This is a genomic window from Rhodohalobacter sp. SW132 (genome assembly GCF_003390325.1).
In the GTDB taxonomy this organism is placed as follows: domain Bacteria; phylum Bacteroidota; class Rhodothermia; order Balneolales; family Balneolaceae; genus SW132.
Genome location: NZ_QUOK01000009.1, coordinates 43,200 through 61,059 on the forward strand (window position 1 = coordinate 43,200; position 17,860 = coordinate 61,059).

Sequence of the window (17,860 nt, forward strand, 5' to 3'; positions counted from 1 at the left end):
AAAATCAAAAAGATAAAACCAAGCAATTAAAACCCATCAAACATAAAAAATCCCGCCCGAAAATATCGGGGCGGGATTGATAAATTCAACCACTAAGTAAGTAAGTCAGATTACAAGATCTTATTTACCAGTTCAGCAGTTCGCGCTGAATAACCGGCTTCGTTATCGTACCATCCGATCACTTTCACAACATTGCCGTCAACTTTGGTCATCTTGCTGTCGAAAATGCAGGAGTGCGGGTTTCCGATAATATCGCTGGATACCAGCTCTTCTTCGCTGTACTCAAGAATACCTTTCATATCTCCTTTGGCAGCTTTCTTGAATGCGTCCAGAACGTCTGATTCCGAAACTTCTTTGTTGAGAACAACGGTGAAGTCGGTGAGTGATCCGTCTGGTACCGGCACGCGAACAGCGCCTCCGTCCAGCTTGCCATCGAGATGTGGAAGCACAAGACCAACTGCAGCAGCAGCGCCGGTTGTTGTCGGCACGATGTTGGCGGCAGCAGCGCGGGCTCTTCTCAGATCCTTGTGCGGTCCGTCAACAATCGCCTGATCTCCTGTGTAGGCGTGAATTGTAGTCATGAAGCCCTGCTTTACACCAAAAGCGTCATCGAGCACTTTCACCATCGGCGCAAGGCAGTTGGTTGTACAGCTGGCATTGGAAAAAACGGTGTTATTTTTATCAATTTCGTCATCATTTACGCCAAGCACGATTGTCTGAATATCGCCGCTTCCCGGAGCGGAAATAATGACTTTTTTAGCGCCTGCCTCGATGTGTTTTGAAGCTCCTTTATCATCCCGGAAAATACCAGTGGATTCAATGATAACCTCAGCTCCGCGCTCGCCCCATTTCAGATTTGCCGGATCTCTTTCAGATGTAATTCCAATTTTGGTTCCGTTGATGACCAAATTGTCTCCATCAGTGGAAACTTCACCGTCAAAGGTGCCGTGGACAGAATCATATTTAAACAGGTGAGCCAGAGTTTTGGCATCGGTAAGATCATTAATACCCACCACTTCAATTTCATCACTCTGATATTTGAGAACAGATCGCATCACAAGGCGGCCAATGCGTCCGAATCCATTAATTCCAACTTTTACTTTTGCCATAAAATAGTGCTCCTTTTCTAATTAAAATTAGCTGTAATACAGTAGTTTCTATATCTGATTTAAAATAACGGATTAACTTCTTTCAATCCATTATTAAACGTGTTTATTCTATAATAATCAATAATTTCCGCCTGAAAGCGCTTCTAATTTAGCACTAAATTTTCATATCCTATTTTGTGCATATATTCGGATAGATTTCGCTCAGTTTTTAAGTAAAATCAGCGGTCATCATCCTCATCATCGAGATCGATATCGTCTCCCAGGTCGTCATCACCAATCAATTCATCCACGCCCTCTTCGGAATCACCCGGCAGATCATCTTCGTCATCATCTTCATCGATTGCAGGACTTGGCGTAGGTTTTTTCACTGGAGCTTTGGCACCCGCTCTCTTCAGGCGTATTGCAATATCCAGGTTTTCATTATCGTTTGCGATATTGAGTGCCGTATCTCCGTTTTTATCTTTAGCAGCGACATTTGCCCCGTTATCAAGCAGTATATTCACCACCCTGTCGTGCCCTTCTCTTGCAGCAAGCATCAGGGCGGTTTGCCCCCAACGCTGCCGTGCGTTTACATCAGCCCCGGCTTCAATTAAAAGCTTAACTCCTTCAACATTTCCTTCCCGGGCAGCAACAATCAGCGCCATCTCCCCGATTGGGGTTCCCGAATCGAGAAGATACCTGAGAATTTCCGTGTTTTCTTGCTCAGCCGCACGACTAAGTGCGGTTCCGCCCATTCTTGTCTGTACACCAGGATCGGCTCCGTTTTCAATCAGGTACTGAACAACATCCAGATGGCCGTTTTCGGCTGCAAAAATAAGCGCGCTCGAACCGTTCTTGTGAGTTTCGTTAAGATCGGCACCTTCGAGATGCAGATTCTTTACGGTTTCGAGATTTCCATCTTTAGCGGCTTGTAATAAGGGAGATGACTCCATGATGGCAAAATATTTTGTTTAAAAGTGAGGTCTTTATTTTTCAGAAAAATTCTGACGGTATATCTCAAATAAATTGATCTTAATCAACCGGTATCTGTAAAACTGCAAAATTTCTGCAATCAAACTGCAGTATAATCAGAATGCCGGAAACTATCATAACCAACAGATCTACTTTCTGAGGCAGTCAAAAAAGGGCGGTCAAGAAGAATATTCATCATCAATTCCGTCATGCCAAGTCCCGTCGATAGCATCTACTGCCTGTAACAGGGATAAGATACCTTCCGGCGGGCGATGTATTGATGGATTCAAAAAATGAGCGTATCCATCCACATAAAAGATTCCATAATGGAAATTGCAGGATACTCCTCTTTCGGACAGCCTCGTTGTTTTGGAACCGGATTTTAGTGAATCAACTTTCGTTAAGTATGATATTTGTTTCGAATCCGCGGCCAAACTCCGCTCCGCTGATCCGTTTCCCGCCCGGAAGCTGAACTTCTTTCAATTCAATCGACCCATCCCCGGTTCCGGCAAGGAGTTTTTCATCTTCAAACTTCAACTCCCCCTGTTTCAATCCGGCTTCCTGGTCAATAGCTGATTGGTAAACATTCATTTTCTTACCTTTATAGGTGCACCATGCAACTGGGAAAGGATTCAGACCGCGAATCAGGTTATGAATTTCTTGTGCAGGTTTTGCAAAATCAATTCTGGTGTTCTCTTTAAACAGTTTTGGGGCAGGGGTGGCTTTACTATGATCCTGAGCGTACGTCTCAAACTCGCCTTCTGCAATCAGGTTGGCGGACTGGACAATCAAATCTGCACCGTTTTGCATCAGTTTATTGTAGACATCCCCGGTGGTATCATTTTCGGAGATAACAACCCGGCTCTGCTTTAGAATTTCTCCGGTATCCACCTGCTGATCGAGGAAAAACACCGTACAGCCGGTCTCTTTTTCTCCATTGATCACCGCCCAGTGAATCGGTGCGGCGCCACGGTATGCCGGCAACAGCGAAGCGTGAAGATTAATAGATCCGATTGCGGGGATTTCCAGGAGGCGTTTCGGGAGTATCTTAAATGCAACCACCACAAAAAGATCGGGTTTGAGTGTTCGAAGGTCATCAGCGAGCTTCTCACTCTTCATATCATCGGCGTCGAGTGTTGGCAGGCCGAGCTCCTGTGCCCTTTTTTTGACAGCCGTTGGTTCGGGATCTCCCCTTCGGCGACGGCGCTTATCGCTTCCGCTAACCACGGTTAGAATATTATGACTCGATTTATGAAGCGCCTCAAGAGAAGGAACTGCGAAATCCGGCGATCCCATAAATATAATTCGCAATGGTTTCATCAACTACGCTTTGCTCATTTTCGAAACCAGAGGGTACTCCGTGGGCATCTCTCCGTTCTCTATTTTTTTTAACGCTGAGCGATGCAGGCGGGTTCGAAAACCACTCAGATAATCCAGGAACAGTACACCATCAAGATGGTCAAACTCATGCTGAATGATCCGTGACACCCATCCGCCAAAATCTTCCGTGTGCGACTCAAAATCACGGTCAAGATATTGAACTTTGATATCAACCGGACGTTTTACATCATCGCGAACGTCGGGAATGCTCAGGCACCCCTCTTCCATTTTCACTTTCTCCGGTGAAGTTTCAAGTATAACCGGGTTTATAAATACTTTTGGTCCGCGATCCGGCTCATCAAGTTCTTCGGTGATCACATCAGCATCCATTACAAAAAGCCGGTGAAGGAGTCCTACCTGAGGAGCGGCAAGCCCTACCCCGTTCGAATTGTACATCGTTTCAAACATATCACTGATCAGCTGCTGAAGCTCATCGCTGTTTTCTTGCAATTCTTTGGTTTTCTGGCGCAGCAGGGGGTCGTTGTAGGTAACGATTGGTAAAATCGACATATATCAGATATTCGGGTTTGAGTCTAAAAATTCCTGTAAAAGATAAGCAGCAGCTGCCTGATCCACACGTCCTTTTTCTTCCCTTTTCTTTTTTGGAACACCCGACTCGACCAGAATTTTGCGGGCTTTGCGTGAGGAATACCGTTCATCTTCCCGATGAATTTTGATATCCGGAAACTTCCTGCCCAGTTCCTTAATATACTCCTTCACCAATTCAGTGGAGTGTGTGGGGTCACCCTGGGGCGTGAGCGGCCAACCGACAACGATGCCTTCAATCGGTCCTTCCGACTCAACCTGCCGCCGCACCTCCTGAAAGCTCTCTTCTGGAGAAAAGGTACCGACAGGTGATGCAAAAGATTTAAACAGGTCAGATCTGGCAATTCCAACCCGTTTGCTGCCTACATCAATTCCAAGATATCTACCGTATGCGGCAGTCATTTAGTCATTGCTGCTCTCAAGTTCTTCGAGAGGAGTTTTCAGGAATTTCTTCAACCGTTTACTCGGCTTAAAATGAGTTTTTCTGTGAGCAGGCACATAGATTTCCTCATTGGTTTTCGGATTTCTGGCCCGGGGTTTAGCCTTGGTTTCTTTTACCTCAAAGACTCCAAAATCCCGTAACTCAATCCTGCATGTTGGATCTGCATCCATCATCTTTCCTCTTAGTGCGCCAATTACAGTATCTACCCATGGCTCGGCCTGATTTAAAGGCACATCCATTTCGTCTGCTACAGCTCGTACGATATCACGCTTTGTGTATGTCACCATCTTAATTTATTTAATTTTAAAACAAATACCTTTCTAACCTAAGCACTTTAAAAATAAAGACTTCGCATTAGAAAATTTATTAAATTTTTTTGATTAGGCTTATAGCCAACGTAAGAATTGTGTTATTCGTACCGCATTACATTTTTAACACCTTCAACCCTCTCCAGACGCTGTATAACACGTTCCAGATGATCCAGATCATTAATATAGACGGCAAGTATACCTTCAAACATACCACCTTCACTGCTTACGTTAATGCTTTTCATATTCGTTTGCAGAGATTTTGAGAGTATTTCAGTGAGATCATTCACCAAACCAACCCTGTCTTCACCAATCACTTTCACCCCTCCGAGGAATTGTGTATCGATATTCTTAGACCAGGATACATCAACAATTCGTTCCCCGTCGGTATTCATCAGGTGGTGCGCATTTTTACAGTTCGAGCGGTGAATTTTCACATCCCCGTTCCGGCTGATAAACCCGATCACCTGGTCGCCCGGAATTGGATTGCAGCAATTTGCATATGAGTATTTAACATTACTCAATTCGCCTTCAACCAGCAGTGCTTTATCTTCGCCGACTGATCGGGCTGTTGAAATGTATTCTTCCTGGATCTCTTCTTCAGAGAGCTCTTTATCTTCCGGGTACTCTTTTTCGATCCGGCCTTTACTCTTATACTCTTTTACCTTTTCAAACGGTTTTCCAACGTCAAACGCACCGCTTCCGATCTCATAGAACATATCCTGGGTGGTATCAAACCCAAAAATTTTAGCAACTTTCGTGAGTTCCTGGTCAGTGATTTCAACTTTCCCTTTTTTCGCCCGTTTATCCCAGAGCTCACGACCTTTGTTTGCAACTTTTCGCTCTTTCTGTTTGATGAACTGCCGCAGCCTCGCTTTGGCCTTGTGGGTAACTACATCTTCCATCCAGTCTGGGTTGAGGTTGATCTTGTTCCCCGTGATGATCTCAACCTGGTCACCAATCTTCAGTTTTTGACGAAGCGGAACCATTTTTCCGTTCACTTTCGAAGCGATAGCCCGTTCCCCGATCTCGCTGTGAATCTCAAATGCAAAATCGATGCAGGACGCCCCTTTCGGCAATGTTTTCAGTTCCCCATCCGGGGTAAATACATAAATCTCATCCTGGTAGAGATTCAGCTGGAAATCTTTGACAAATTCCGTTGCCGCATCCGGACGCGGGTTGTCGAGTACATCGCGGACCCACGTCACGAATTTATCAAGCTCACTGCTGCCCCTTTCTTCTCCCTCTTTATATTTCCAGTGAGCGGCAAGGCCGTGTTCGGCAATATCATCCATCTTTCGGGTACGAATCTGCACTTCAACCTTTCGCCCTTTTTTGGTGATCACCGTAGTGTGCAGTGATTGATATCCGTTCGCTTTCGGGACGGAGATAAAGTCTCTGAAACGTTTGGGAATCGGAGTGTACCAGTCGGTAATAATGGAGTAGACGCGCCAGCAATCTTCTTTGGAATGCGGACTCTCAAGAATAACACGAATCGCAAACAGATCGTAGATCTCTTCAAACGGTTTCTGCTGATTCTGCATTTTCCGATAGATAGAGTAGATATGTTTCGGCCGCCCTTTGATTTCGAAATTGAAATTAAAGTTTGAAAGCTCTTCCCGGATCGGCTTCATAAACTCTTCAATGAACTCCTCTCGCGCTTCTTTCTTCTCTTTTAGTTTGCGCGCGATAAATTTGTAGGAATTTGGGTCGATCACTTTAAAACAGAGATCTTCAAACTCATTTTTCATTTTGAACAGACCAAAACGATGGGCAAGCGGCGCATAGAGCTCCATCGTCTCCGTTGCCTTTTTGAACTGTTTTTGCCGGGGCAGGTGGCTGATCGTCCGCATGTTGTGCAGCCGATCAGCAAATTTAATCAGTACCACACGAATATCTTCTGCCATTGAGAGCAGAAGTTTCATAAAGGTTTCAGCCTGTTTTGAATCGCGATTTTCAAAAACACCGGTAATTTTTGTAACACCGTCGATCAGGTGCCCCACCACATCACCAAAAACTTCACGTATATCCTGCAGTTTGATCGAGGTATCTTCAACCGTATCGTGGAGAAGTGCAGCTGCAACCGATTCGTCATCTATCGTAAATTCTGCTGCCATAATTTTGGCAACCTCAACGGGATGAAGGTAGTAAGGTTCGCCTGATGCACGTTTAACATCTTTATGAGAATGGTAGCAGAGTTTAAACGCACGGGTAATCAGCTCATCATCCGTTTCATCGAGATGGGTGTGGCACAGCTTCAGAAGTTCATGGAGCGTACTTTGCTCAAGCTTGCCCAGCTCAAGCTTCTCAATTACATCGCTGATATCAGTGTCAACATTAGCCATTCTTGGTATTCTGTTTATGTCTTTCCGGATTAACGGATTTCCTGAGCAAATCGTTTTCGATCTTCATTGTGCAAAATCGTACGGCTTACCATCTATTATCGGTGTAAACGATGCTATGGTAAACATTTAAATTAAAAAAGGCGACCAAATTTTATTTGACCGCCTATCAACAAGATTCATTTATGTGATCAGAAACGCAAGGAAACCCCAAGCGCCAGCCTGTTGATGTTATCGAGGTTCACATCCTCCCGCCCGGAAACCTGAGAAAACCGGTATTCAATGAACGGGCTCACCATCGGAATAATCGATACACGCGCACCGACAAATGCGTTCCAGTAAAAATCGGTAGTATCAAATTCCTCTCTCACATCAAATGATGACTCACTGATATTTTCAGAATATTCCAGGCTCGAGTTATCCCAGCCAATTCCAAGCCCAACATAAGGACTCACAAGACCTACAGAGACTTCTCCTGTTCCGGCAAAACCAAAATCAAGAGATTCAAAATCTCTTTCAATGGTAGCACCGCTTGTAGTTAGCGAATTGGTTTCATTAAAATAACTGAAGTGAGCCCGTATACCGAGATCTACAATTGGTACAGATGAAAGGACCGATCGTTCCAGCCGGACACCAAATCCATTGGTGGGATCTTCATCCCTTACTTCATACGAGGCTCCGATCGACCATTGTGCGTCTGCCGTATCGGTTAAAAAAAGGGGTAAAAACAGAATTCCGGAGAATAGAACAAATAGTGTGCGTTTCATGATATTCATTTGCATTGAAGTTTTTTTTATTTGCCCTTAAAAGTAAGGGTTTATGCGCCAAAGGTTTAGAAAAAATCTTAGTTTTTCGATTTCGTGAAATTTCTGATTTTATCCACGCTTTGGTCCATTACAAACTTCGGTATCGGTGCAAATGTTGCATAAAGAGGTAAAGTTGCTACGCCAAGGGCTCCGGCATCCAGACCAGCTGTTGATTTTCGGATGTCGGGATTCCCGAGTTTACCGGCAATTCTCAATTCAGGCAGTTTTTCAGATATGATTTCCAGTAGATCTACAAGGATTATTTCGGGTAGCCGTCCTCCTATAAAAATAACCTCCGGATCGATCAGGTATTCAATGGAGAGCAGAACCGGCAGGAGTTGTTCCGCCGCGAGTTCAAACCATTGTATGATCGTTTGATTCCCGGCTTCATAGAGGTTTTTAAGGTCGTCGAGCGACTGAATATCAATCCCTTCTTTTTCAAGTTTTTCATACAGAAGTGCAAGGTTATAATACTCCCCAAGGTGTGGTTTATAATCCTTCCCGTTTTCAATGCCATTACGATCGATCGGGTAATACCCGATTTCGCCGGCATTTCCCGTAAAACCAGAATGGAGCTGGCCGTTAATAAAAAGCCCGCCGCCAAGTCCCGCACCGATATAAATATAAAAAAAGTTGTTGATATGTTTCCCGGCACCGTACCACCGCTCCCCAATCGCTGCAGCGGATGCATTATTTTCGAGATATACGGGAAGTTCGAGTTTCTCCTGCAACATTTTCACAACCGGAACATTATCCCACCCGGGCAGAAATTGCGGATTAACAACACTTTTAAGAATCGTCCCTTCACTGATTACCATCGGGCCGGGCAAACCCACGCCAACACCCCAGATCTTTTCCCTGGCAACTCCTTCTTTCTCCAATAACTCATTTACAATTTCCTCCATCATTGCCATCCCCTCATCTGATTTTGGAAATTTCAGATTTCGCACGGTACGCTGACGCATATTACCATCCAGATCTATCAAAACTCCCGTGAGGTGATCTTTATCAAGATCCAGGCCGATCGAGAATGCCGCATCTTTATTCAGGCTCAGCAATATAGATGGTGCTCCGCGCCCCTCCTGCACACGGTCTCCCTCCACAATCAGGTTACCCTTCATTAGCTTTTTTGTGATATTGGTAACCGTCTGTGCCGTAAGCCGTGTTCGCTTTGCCACTTCTCCGCGGCTGACCGGGCCATATAACCGGATCGCCTCGATAACAATCCGAATATTGAATGAGTTTGCATACTGTAAATTGGTTCCCTGGAGCATATCTATTTACACCTGATTCATTTTTCGTTTCTGCCCATGCTGCTATCTTCAGCAGTTTTCATGAACTGAATTAGTTAATGCCGACATTCGATTCTGTTTCTAAACATTGTAATCCGGTCTACCCAGTCAGCCAACTCAGATCAGAAGAGCACATAGGCAAAAAGGATAATCTTATAAAATATTAAATCCCGCCCCCAATCTGAAGTCGCACACCCTATTAAGTGTACAAATGACACAAAAACAGCCAACAAACTGCTCTCTGCACAGTTTAAGGTCAAAACATTTTAATCAATCAATTTGATTTATTACATAATATCTTATAATATAATATTTGAATCAACATGAAAACGCTTTTTCCTAAAACTGCCGCGCTAAAACGCCAAATTCAAAGATCCGATGTCATATGAGAAAACTTCTACTATCTTTTGTGATTGTACTCTCTTCTTCCATGAATTTCCTTTTGGCTCAGTCCATCGACCGGGTTTCGATTGGAGGTGAACAAAAATTTGCGAGTGGCGGCAATATTGCCTGGGTGAATTTTGCCCGGGATATCGGGCCCGGTGAAACCCGTCTCGATCTGTTTGAAGAGATATTCCGTGAAGTGAATGAAAACGGCGGTAATATGATGCGGATCTGGCTTCATACAAACGGAACCAACACACCGCAGTTCAACGGAATGGATGTTTCAGGGCCCGGAGAAGGTGCAATCGAGGACCTGCGTGACATTCTTGATCTCGCTTACTTCTACGACGTTAGCCTGATGCTCTGCCTCTGGAGTTTCGATATGCTTCAGGCGGGACAGATGAACGATCAACAGCTCGAGAGAAACAGGGGGCTTCTTACCGATAACGACAGACTGCAAACCTATATCGACAACTCTCTTATCCCGATGGTTGACTCCCTCCACGGGCATCCCGCTATTTCCAGCTGGGAGATTTTCAATGAGCCGGAAGGGATGAGCACACAATTTGGCTGGACGCCATCACGCGTCGATATGTCCGACATCCAAAATTTCGTCAACCGTACAGCCGGAGCGATCAAACGAACCGCACCCGATGCTTTTGTTACCAATGGTTCCTGGAATATTCGTGCGTCAAGCGACATCGGCTCCTGGACCAACTACTACCGTGATGATCGACTGATTGCGGCCGGCGGTGATGAGGACGGTGTACTCGATTTTTATGGAATTCACTACTACAAACATTTCCCGCAGTCGCAATCCCCCTTTCACAACGATGCATCTCACTGGGAGCTTGATAAGCCGATTGTAGTGGGCGAATTTTACATGAGTGACCCCCGGCGTGATGGCGATGCAGACAGTATGTATGGCGTACACTGGTCTGATCTATTCGAAGAACTCTACGATCGCGGCTATGCTGGTGCACTCGGGTGGCAGTGGTTCGACTGGTGGGCCGAACGGACCGATATGGAGGGCGTTGACGGTACTCTCAGCTGGCCGCGAATGCTCGAGAACATGAATACCATGCGCGATCTCTACCCTGATGATATCCTCATTTCTTTTGATGGGATCCGCATGATATTTAACGCTTTTCCGGAGGGAATTGAAGAGGGCGGCAGCAGCACACTTTCCTGGGAGGTACGCGGTGCAGAAAGTGTAACGCTGAACGGAGATCCGGTTCAGCCGATCGATTCACTTGTAGCATCACCGGAAGTAACAACTGAATACACGCTGATCGCAACGGATGAGCATGGTGAAACTGAAGCGAAAACTGTTACCATTACCGTTCTTGATCCCGAAGCGGTAAACCGTGCTTTCCAGAAACCCGCCTCGGCATCCAGTATTGAAAACAACCAGCACCTGGCAGACTATGCAACTGATGGAGATTATTCCACCCGGTGGAGCAGCCTTTATCAGGATAATGAATGGCTGATGGTAGACTTACAGGTATCTTACGATATCCATAATATCAAACTCTATTGGGAAGCAGCACATGCCGCCTCTTACACTATCGATGTATCATTCGATGGATTTAACTGGCAGACCATTTTTGAGGAAAACAACAGCGACGGAGGGCTCGACTCTCTTTTTTTTGAGCAGCCCGCTCCGGCCCGTTTTGTACGGATGAACGGAGTGGAGCGGGCAACGGAATGGGGATTCTCACTGTACGAACTTGAAGTATACGGACTCGAATCAGAACATCAGCCCCCGCAAATTGCAATCTCCTCACCTCTTGAAGAGGACTACCTTGAAGCCGGCTTAGTAACACAACTAACGGCTGACCTCCAGCCCGGCACATCCGATGAAATCTCTGTTGCTTTTTATATCAATGATGAACTGTTTGATACGGTTACCGAACCTCCCTTCACCACCGAGTGGACTCCATCTGAGGATGGAATCGCATCACTGCATGCCGTTGCTACTGATGAGCAGTTTAACATCCGATCTGAATCGGTTGAACTCACGATAAGTCCGGAATCGGAGTTTATTTTACTGGAAGCAGAGAATAGTACTTTGGCAGGTGATACAGAAATAATGTCCCACAGCGAGGCGAGCAGCGGAGAATTTGTTCGGCTTGAAGCGGACGGGTCCCTCACCTGGAGTGATATTGAAGTAAATGAAAATGGTAATTACCGTCTTGAGATCGGGTTTCGCCTGCCATTTGAATCGCCAAAAAGCCAGGTTCTTTTTGTGAATGATAGCGAAATCGGAGAAATCGAGTTTGCGGGACAGGAGAATGCCTGGCTTACAGAAGACATGAATATCAACCTTGAAAGCGGCCTGAACACTATCCGGATCGAAAGCAGCTGGGGCTACATGGATTTTGATTACATCGAAATTCGCGGTCAGAATTTGCTCACCAGTGCGGGCAACAACGAAGAACTCGCGGCAGAATATCACCTTGGTCAGAACTACCCCAACCCGTTCAACCCCTCCACCGTCATACCATTTTCAATCGCCAACCCATCACACGTGCAGCTTGATGTTTTTGACATCGTTGGGCGCAGAGTTGCCACCCTTCTGAATGAGCCGCTTTCATCAGGTTCGCATGAAGTCCGGTTTGATGCGGGAAGCTTTTCAAGCGGTGTCTACTTTTTCCGAATTCAAGCGGGCAGTTTTACCAAGGTGAACCGTATGGTTTTGTTGAAGTAGATTGTTGGTGAAGGGGAAAAGTGAAAGCTGAAAAGCTGGAGCGAAGCGACAGTGCCGAACCATCGGTGGTGAAAAGCTGGAGCCACAGTCCCGAACCATTGAAGTGAAAAAATGAGATGACATTCCCCACCAAAGTTTCGGTACCAAGTGTGGTTCGAGGGGAGATCACAATCATCGTTCATATGATAGTGCGAGGGGTGTCCTGATAAACTCTGGTACAATCACGAATAATACTTGCTAACTCCCTATTCAAAAAATCGAAACCAAGAAACATTCAATACCAATAACTTAATAACTACACCATCCAGCCCAATGAAACAGATTACACTGCTGCTTTTCTTATTTCTTCTTTCATCCTGTGCAATGGAAGGCGAAGCGCCATTAACCACATTCACGCCGACAGATCACAACGCTACTGAAGAAACCCGCACCCTGTTTACAAGCCTCGATGCGATCCGTCATCAGCATGTTCTGTTTGGGCACCAGGATGATCTTGCCTACGGCTACAGCTGGATCAATGAGCCGGGCCGTTCGGATGTGCTGGAAACTGCCGGATCCTACCCTGCCGTATATGGCTGGGAACTGGGCGACCTGGAGTATGGTAACCAGGAAAATCTGGACGGGGTGAACTTTGAAAATATGAAGCAGTGGATTAAAGAGGGATACAGCCGGGGCGGTGTCATTACAATCGGTTGGCACATGAACAACCCCGTTACCGGCGGCGATGCGTGGGATACTGAAGGAGATGCTGTTCCAACTATTCTGCCCGGCGGTGAAAACCACGAAATGTTTAAAGGGTGGCTCGACACGTTTGCCGACTTCTTGAATGACCTTACCGTGACAGCTGAGAACGGAGAGTCTCATCCTGTGCCGATCCTGTTCCGCCCTTTTCACGAACACAACGGTAGCTGGTTCTGGTGGGGACAAGATCTGACCACAACCGAAGATTTTGTCGCACTTTGGAGATTTACTGTAGAGTATCTCCGGGATGAAAAAGGACTAAACAACCTGCTCTACAGCTACTCCCCTGATGTTTTTGATTCAAAAGAAGCGTACCTGGAGCGGTACCCGGGAGATGATTACGTCGATATTTTTGGGTACGACGACTACCACAGCATTCGCTCAGCGGATACGCAGGAGACATTTATTAACCGACTTGAGATGCTGGTGGAAATGGCTGAAGAGCGAAACAAAATTCCCGCGATGACCGAAACCGGCTATGAAGCGATACCGGACCCCGACTGGTGGACCGAAACGCTGCTTGCCGGTATCAACGCAAATGAAACCACCCGGAGAATTGCGTACGTGCTGGTCTGGAGAAACGCCAACCACGAGCATGACCGTCCCGATCACTACTACGCACCATATTCGGGCCATCCGAGCGAGGGAAATTTCCGAGAGTTCCGCGAGCATGATCTGATTCTGTTTGAAGATGATCTGCCCAATCTCTATTCATTGGAGATGGAGCGTTGAGAGTGAGGAGGCAAAGATGAAAAGAATTCTCCCATGGAAGAGAGCTCTCCTTCATCGTCCAAATGATGGTGCGAGGGGTGTTTTTGAAGTTTAGATATTTTTGCAACCCTCCAAGGGTTTCAAACCCTTGGAGGGTTATAAATAGTCCAACGAGAATATCACCGCCCAAAATCATCTTCAACCCGCACAATATCCTCTTCATCGGAAGGATTTTCCGGATCGGTGTGATTCCAGATGTCTAACATAAGTAAAATGCTTAGTTATACAGATTTATGAGTGAATGATTTTGTTAATATTCTCGAAGACTTCAAACCCTCAACTACTTTTATTTCACTTCCTTTCCTTCTATATTTAAATATGATTACTAATAAAGATATAGAAAAGATGAGCACTTCTGAGCGCTTAAAGGCGATCGAGATGATTTGGGAGACGATCTCCACACCATCTGACTCTGTTCATTCACCGGCCTGGCATAAGGAGATTCTGAAGTCAAGAGAAGATAAAGTGTCCTCAGGCAATGCAACTTTTCTTAACATGGACGAAGTAAGAGAACGTCTGAAAAAAAAGTCAGATGAAAAAAGTCATCATTCTTGAGGAAGCAGCCCGGGATTTGGAAGAGGCTTTTGACTTTTACGAAAATCAGGAAACTGGTGCGGGTAATTATTTTACTTCAAATATTCTACTCGATATTGAAAAGCTTACCACGACATCCGGTATTCACCCATCAGAATTTGGATTTTTAAGAAAACTTTCTCAAAAATTTCCGTTCGCGATTTACTATAGAACAAATCAGACTTCTGTAAAGATCTATGCTATTCTGGACCTTCGAAAAAATCCAAGTTGGGTAAGAGATGAACTTAAGGATAGATAATCATCACATCAATCTCTTCAAAGATTTCGTTAATTTTTGGTGCTTTACCGCCCAAAATCATCTTCTACCCGCACGATATCCTCTTCATCGGATGGATTTTCCGGATCGGTATGTTTCCAGATTTCAGCCAGTACGCCCCATTGTTCTAGCCCTACTAAACGATGGCGTTCGCCCTGCTGCAGGCTGACGGACTCTCCCAGTTCAAGCTTTTTAACCGGGGTTTGTTCATCCGTATCACTCACAACCACACCGGCCTCTCCGCCAATCACCCGCCAGATTTCCGCACGCCGGTGATGGTACTGCCACGACAGCCGCTTTCCGGGTGCCACCAGCAGAATTTTCGGGCTTAGTTTATCAAATCCCTTAAAATCTTCTACGCTCAGCCCTGGAAAAAACGTCTGAATAAACGATTCAGCCCGCCCCTCTTCGATCACCAGGAAACCGCCCCAGGGGCGTTCGCTGTCTTTGTCAACGATTGTAAAGCCTTTGCCTTCAATAAATTGCTCAACGGTACTGAATACGTCTTTTTCGGAAAAGTCTTGCGGGATGTTGATCATTGAGTTTGGTTGTTTAGTTGAATTGTGAAACAGAGATAGTGTCTATTTAAAAATTTTAAGGGATATATTACTAAGACATCAAGCAACTTAACAATATCCAATCATTTGGGCTAACTTCTCTTTCCCAAAATAAACAGTGCCACTTGTGGTTCGGGAGGAGGCATAGTTTGGCTCAAAAGATCCGGACACAATCTGGTTTCACGGAACCCACCCCAGCGAAATTGCTGTACGCGGTTCTTGCTATCCCCTCCGCGGATGGGAGGGTTAAATACGAATAGAGATCGAAAAAGTTGGGTAAAAAACTCTCCTCCCCGGAGGAGATAGCCTTCAAAGCGTCTGCCGAAGGCAGGATAGCGACAAGGCAGAGGTGGGTGTTGTGGTACTTGGAACCAGGAAGTTACCCTTGAATTTATTCATGGACCCGTCAACACACCCCTGAAAGCCGAAAGACACGCTGCGCATGCTTTCGGCATTCGGTCCCCTCTAAAGATGGGAATTTTATCGAACTCACTTAACCAGCGTCATCATCCGAACCTGCACCTGTTGATTTACGGTAATCCTGTACAAGTAAACCCCGCTTGCCAGGTTCGATGCATCAAACTCCGCGCTGTGTGTACCGGCCGATTGAGTACCATCTACCAATATTGCCACCTGACGACCGGTGATGTCAAAGACTTCAAGACGCACCTGGCTGCTTTGTGGCAGCTGGTAGTTTATAATGGTTGTTGGATTAAATGGATTCGGAAAATTCTGTGACAACTCTACTGAAACAGGTCGTTCCGAAATCGGTTTCTCTTCATTGCTTGTTTCCACGGCGCCGGACCGATAATAATCCACCCCACCGCTTACATATGTCAGGGCCGCATTCCAGTTGATCGCCACTTCGTTGGTGGAGTAGCTGCACCATGAATCGAGGTAAGACTTTGCCGGCAAGTTTGATGGATAGCTGCAATTATCCTGCTGGCCGTCGTGCGGGCCGCCCACCACCATTCCCGGTACCGGATCGGTGTTGTTATCGGCGGACGATTGCCGGTGATGCGGGTCCATAGGTGTTCGGCTTCCGTATCCCGTTACAAAAGAGTACCCGGTCGCGTTCCGGCCCAGGATGTAATCCAGATTAGACTGTGCTGCATCGAGATAAGATTCATCCATCGTAAGTCTGTACGCCTGGATCAGCAGAACGGAGTGATTCAGCGCCATCGCGTTGCTTCCCCATAAAAAATGCCACGATTCCTGGCCCATGCTTATTCGGTAAGCTGACGATTCATATTCGCTTCTCAACTGGCCGGCCTGGTGCGTAATCCGTCCGGTTATGATTTCCGGGTTGGCCGCATTGGTCAGGTCCTCCAGATGGTGAGCCAGTGAAATCCAGGCAAGCGGGCGCACATACTGCCATGAGGGAAATCCCACATACGTTTGGGATTCATCAAATGCATCCCAGTAGGCATCATCCCCGGTTGTGATGTAGAGCTCTGCAGCCGCCCAGTCGAACTCATCACCCAGGTTATTGTCACCATATTCACCGGTGTAGATGTCATTCGGCTGCTGATAGATCACGTTCGGATTCTCATTTGCCCACTGCCACGCATATTCTGCAGCTTCGAGTGCTTCCGCAGAAAATTCCGGGTCATACGGCTGATACACCCTTGAAGCCACCGCCATCACGGCAGCAAAATTGAGCGTGGCAGCGGTCGATTTCATCACCACATAGCGGTTGGCACTCGCCTGGTGCGGCATCACTTGCCCAGAAAAGTTTTTGGTCGTCAGTTTGTGATATACACCGCCGTCGTTCGGATCCTGCATGGTGATCATCCAGTCGAGATTCCAGCGGATCTCATCCAGCAGGTCGGGCTGCCCGCTGCCGGACTCCGGAATGTTGAGCGTCAGCAGATCATAATACTCAGGAAAATGTTCATAGGCCGCCATCATCGTGTATGTACTGATGCCGGAATTGACGATATATTTGTTAAAATCGCCCGCATCATACCATCCCTTTGGAGATGAAAACGTGTACCCTTCCGGGCGTTCATCCGTTGCAGCCGAAGAGTGCACAATAATCTCCTCATCCGGGTGACCCATCGGCCGCGCCCACGGACCGGCAAATTCCTCTTCCAGCGCCGTGGATGCCCGGTTAAAGTAGTAGTATTTCACTGCTGCCGCCGCAACCGGCAGGTGAACATTATCAGAAACCTGAAACGGCCAGGAATCATCGAGTCCCTCTACTGACACACGGTACGTGCCCGGACTCGCAAGCGAACTGAAATCGGCCACCACAACTGTCTCTTCCGAGTAGGACCAAGTATCGGGTGAGGATGATTCACCCTCAAAAACCACCACACCCGATTCATCCTCAATCACAGCAAACGAAACGGCCTGATCTGAAAGAATGATTGCAACCTTTTCCCCATCCGGATAAAAACCAACCTGGTTTAGTCTGATGTCTTCCTGGGCGATAGCGGTTGCGGCCCAAAGTATCGTGCAAAAAAGTAGTATCCATTTTTTCATCGTATCGGGTTTTAGTTGTGGTATTATTGAATTCCAATGGCAGAATCAGCCAATCTATATCTAAAGGGTATAAAAAATCTATCCATTCAGAGCGACTATTTGTATTTCACCGCAGTGGCGCAAAGTCGCGGGATGTGATTTTACAGCTTACATTTTTTAGTTTCCTGCGTGCTTCTCGCAGTCC

At 46.3% G+C, this 17,860-nt stretch carries 15 protein-coding genes and 1 pseudogene; 4 read left to right on the top strand and 12 right to left on the bottom strand.

Annotated features, from left to right (window positions below; all coding sequences use genetic code 11):
* Positions 1–110 precede the first annotated feature (110 nt).
* The 9 genes from gap to DYD21_RS15620 form a co-directional block, all read right to left on the bottom strand.
* Positions 111–1,109: a type I glyceraldehyde-3-phosphate dehydrogenase gene (gap, locus tag DYD21_RS15580; RefSeq protein WP_116037933.1), complete on the bottom strand. Its 999-nt coding sequence runs from the start codon at positions 1,107–1,109 to the stop codon at positions 111–113.
* Between the two features lie 218 nt (positions 1,110–1,327).
* Positions 1,328–2,041 carry an ankyrin repeat domain-containing protein gene (locus tag DYD21_RS15585; protein ID WP_116037934.1) on the bottom strand — a complete coding sequence of 238 codons (714 nt, stop codon included), beginning with the start codon at positions 2,039–2,041 and terminating at the stop codon, positions 1,328–1,330.
* A 409-nt stretch (positions 2,042–2,450) separates the two neighbouring features.
* On the bottom strand, positions 2,451–3,380 hold the full coding sequence (fmt, locus tag DYD21_RS15590; protein ID WP_233505560.1) for a methionyl-tRNA formyltransferase: 930 nt from the start codon (positions 3,378–3,380) through the stop codon (positions 2,451–2,453).
* A gap of 3 nt (positions 3,381–3,383) precedes the next feature.
* Positions 3,384–3,950 (bottom strand): peptide deformylase, encoded by a 567-nt coding sequence (gene def, locus DYD21_RS15595; RefSeq protein ID WP_116037936.1) that lies wholly within the window; start codon positions 3,948–3,950, stop codon positions 3,384–3,386.
* A gap of 3 nt (positions 3,951–3,953) precedes the next feature.
* Positions 3,954–4,388: a Holliday junction resolvase RuvX gene (gene ruvX / locus DYD21_RS15600; RefSeq protein WP_116037937.1), complete on the bottom strand. Its 435-nt coding sequence runs from the start codon at positions 4,386–4,388 to the stop codon at positions 3,954–3,956.
* A complete protein-coding gene (locus tag DYD21_RS15605; protein ID WP_116037938.1) occupies positions 4,389–4,715 on the bottom strand; it encodes an HU family DNA-binding protein in 327 nt (108 codons plus the stop codon).
* A gap of 122 nt (positions 4,716–4,837) precedes the next feature.
* Positions 4,838–7,081, bottom strand: a complete 2,244-nt coding sequence (locus tag DYD21_RS15610; RefSeq protein ID WP_116037939.1) for a bifunctional (p)ppGpp synthetase/guanosine-3',5'-bis(diphosphate) 3'-pyrophosphohydrolase — start codon at positions 7,079–7,081, stop codon at positions 4,838–4,840.
* A 188-nt stretch (positions 7,082–7,269) separates the two neighbouring features.
* The gene (locus DYD21_RS15615) at positions 7,270–7,845 is read right to left on the bottom strand and encodes an outer membrane protein (RefSeq protein WP_158607326.1); all 576 of its coding nucleotides are present in this window, start codon (positions 7,843–7,845) and stop codon (positions 7,270–7,272) included.
* 77 nt (positions 7,846–7,922) lie between these two features.
* Positions 7,923–9,158: an ROK family transcriptional regulator gene (locus DYD21_RS15620; RefSeq protein WP_116037941.1), complete on the bottom strand. Its 1,236-nt coding sequence runs from the start codon at positions 9,156–9,158 to the stop codon at positions 7,923–7,925.
* A gap of 403 nt (positions 9,159–9,561) precedes the next feature.
* On the opposite strand from DYD21_RS15620, the gene DYD21_RS15625 reads away from it, so the two are divergent.
* Together DYD21_RS15625 and DYD21_RS15630 are read left to right on the top strand one after the other, a co-directional pair.
* Complete coding sequence (locus tag DYD21_RS15625; protein WP_116037942.1) at positions 9,562–12,270, top strand: discoidin domain-containing protein; 2,709 nt, start codon at positions 9,562–9,564, stop codon at positions 12,268–12,270.
* 312 nt (positions 12,271–12,582) lie between these two features.
* Positions 12,583–13,743 carry a glycoside hydrolase family 26 protein gene (locus DYD21_RS15630; RefSeq protein WP_116037943.1) on the top strand — a complete coding sequence of 387 codons (1,161 nt, stop codon included), beginning with the start codon at positions 12,583–12,585 and terminating at the stop codon, positions 13,741–13,743.
* Between the two features lie 158 nt (positions 13,744–13,901).
* On the opposite strand, the pseudogene DYD21_RS21540 reads toward DYD21_RS15630, so the two are convergent.
* Positions 13,902–13,979 (bottom strand): annotated as a pseudogene (locus DYD21_RS21540) (phosphoheptose isomerase); the annotation flags it as partial.
* A 121-nt stretch (positions 13,980–14,100) separates the two neighbouring features.
* Here DYD21_RS21540 and DYD21_RS15640 point away from each other — a divergent pair.
* Together DYD21_RS15640 and DYD21_RS15645 are read left to right on the top strand one after the other, a co-directional pair.
* Positions 14,101–14,337: an addiction module protein gene (locus DYD21_RS15640; protein WP_116037944.1), complete on the top strand. Its 237-nt coding sequence runs from the start codon at positions 14,101–14,103 to the stop codon at positions 14,335–14,337.
* The gene (locus tag DYD21_RS15645) at positions 14,315–14,614 is read left to right on the top strand and encodes a type II toxin-antitoxin system RelE/ParE family toxin (RefSeq protein ID WP_116037945.1); all 300 of its coding nucleotides are present in this window, start codon (positions 14,315–14,317) and stop codon (positions 14,612–14,614) included. The genes DYD21_RS15640 and DYD21_RS15645 overlap by 23 nt, the downstream gene beginning before the upstream one ends.
* A 44-nt stretch (positions 14,615–14,658) precedes the next feature.
* Here the strand turns inward: DYD21_RS15645 and DYD21_RS15650 are convergent, their stop codons facing one another.
* Together DYD21_RS15650 and DYD21_RS15655 are read right to left on the bottom strand one after the other, a co-directional pair.
* Positions 14,659–15,171 carry a phosphoheptose isomerase gene (locus DYD21_RS15650; RefSeq protein WP_116037946.1) on the bottom strand — a complete coding sequence of 171 codons (513 nt, stop codon included), beginning with the start codon at positions 15,169–15,171 and terminating at the stop codon, positions 14,659–14,661.
* Positions 15,172–15,678: 507 nt separating this feature from the next.
* Entirely contained in the window at positions 15,679–17,676 is a 1,998-nt protein-coding gene (locus DYD21_RS15655) for a glycoside hydrolase family 9 protein (protein ID WP_116037947.1), read from the bottom strand.
* Between the last annotated feature and the right edge of the window lie 184 nt (positions 17,677–17,860).